2 protein-coding genes are annotated in these 1644 nt (G+C 64.1%); one reads left to right on the forward strand and one right to left on the reverse strand.

Translation table 11 applies throughout. The features are described from left to right. The coding region (locus ACPYOG_RS19120; RefSeq protein WP_481295720.1) for a sulfatase-like hydrolase/transferase at nt 1-922 on the reverse strand (922 nt) is incomplete at its 3' end. 160 nt (nt 923-1082) lie between these two features. Here ACPYOG_RS19120 and ACPYOG_RS19125 point away from each other — a divergent pair. Next, the gene (locus ACPYOG_RS19125; protein ID WP_481295721.1) at nt 1083-1364 is read left to right on the forward strand and encodes a hypothetical protein; all 282 of its coding nucleotides are present in this window, start codon (nt 1083-1085) and stop codon (nt 1362-1364) included. Nucleotides 1365-1644 lie beyond the last annotated feature (280 nt).

Raw genomic sequence — 1644 nt, forward strand, 5'->3', positions numbered from 1 at the left:
GCTTCTGGACCATCCCTCGCTCGGTCATCATGTCGCCGTGATCACTGGTGAAGAGCACGAGTGTGTTCTCCAACTCCCCTGTGGTCTCGAGCGCGTCCAGAAGCTGGCCGACCATGTCGTCTACAGACGAGAGCGCGGCGTAGTACGCGCGCCGGGTGATTCGGCGGGCCGCCGGGTCGCGCAGATCATACGCGGCGGTCTCGTGTGCGTCGTCAGCCCAGTCATCCATGACCGACCGCGCAAGGTCTCCTGCGTCGTCCGGCTCGGAGAGGGGAATCTCGGTGTCCTCGTAACGGTCCCACGCCTCCTGACTCACATGGAACGGATCATGCGGGTGATGGTAGGAGACCACGAGGCAGAACGGGTCGGATTGCTCCTCCAAGGAGCGATTCAATAGGTACTGACGCGCGCGAAACTGGGTCTCCTCGTCGTAGGCCCGGAACATCGTCCACGGGCGTACGCCCGGGTCGGGCGGCGCATAGTGCCGGGCGTGTCCGCCGGCGGGGAATCGGCCCTCTTCATCCAATTCTGGAACCCAGTCGACTCCCGCGGGGAAGACGTCGGTCGTCAGCCTGGTCCGGAACCCGTGGAGCTGATCGGGTCCGACGAAATGCATCTTGCCGCTGAGCGCGGTGTCGTAACCGTGCGCTGAAAGGTAGTGCCCCAAAGTCGGTTGGTCTGCCGGAAACACGGACGCGTTGTCGAACATACCCATGGCCGAGGCATCCCTCCCTGCCAAGAGCGCCGCCCGAGATGGCGAGCACAGCGGTACGGCGGTGTAGGCGGCGTCGAACGTCACTCCCTGCTCGGCCAGACGATCGAGCGCCGGCGTCTGGACGGCGGGATCACCATAGGGACCGGTGAGAAAGGGAACGACCTGATCAGCCACGACGAGGAGGATGTTCGGGCGTCCGTCAACCATGTGGGAACGATACCAGAAACGCTTCGAACTCGACCCAGGAGCGACTCGGCGTTCTTCCTCACGGCTCGCATTAAGCCCGTCGGCTGCAGGTGCCTTGAAGTCTAAAACAACCACAACTCGAACGAGATTTGACGTTGCGACGGCGCTAGAATCTCTCCTCATGGACAAGGAACAGGCACTCGACGATGCGGGCCGCATCTGGCGGACCCGCATTCAGCCCATCAACGCCCTCAAGAAGCGCATCAGGGCCGAGGCTGAGGCGCAGATCGAGCGCGAGGTCGCTGACCGCAGGGAAGACCTGTCCCGCGCGATTGCCGCAGCCTTCGACGCCGGCGCGAGCAAGGCCTCGATCCGCCGTCTCACTACCGCCAACTACGAGGACTTCGACAACTACCTCGCCCAAGGGCAGGATCTTGCACGACGGGACGGCGATAGGCACTGAGGACAACTGCGAGGAAGCAGGCTCGCTACGCCGAGACCAGTATCAACTTCGTGCAGGCCTCCTCGCGGGCACGACAGTCGCCCGAATCGCACCCACAGCGACCGCGTCCCAGCCGAAACGCACGACGCGTCTCACCAAGCGAGACAGGGCGTCTCACGCACCACCAACCAGCGCCAACGACGAACCGATCGGCCCAGCCCTTTACGACACCGGCCTCAACCCCGAAGAAGGCCTCTGGACACGATCAGGCTGGGCCGGCCACAGCTGACACGCCCACACC

This window comes from Leifsonia sp. HAY1-4F, assembly GCF_056755275.1.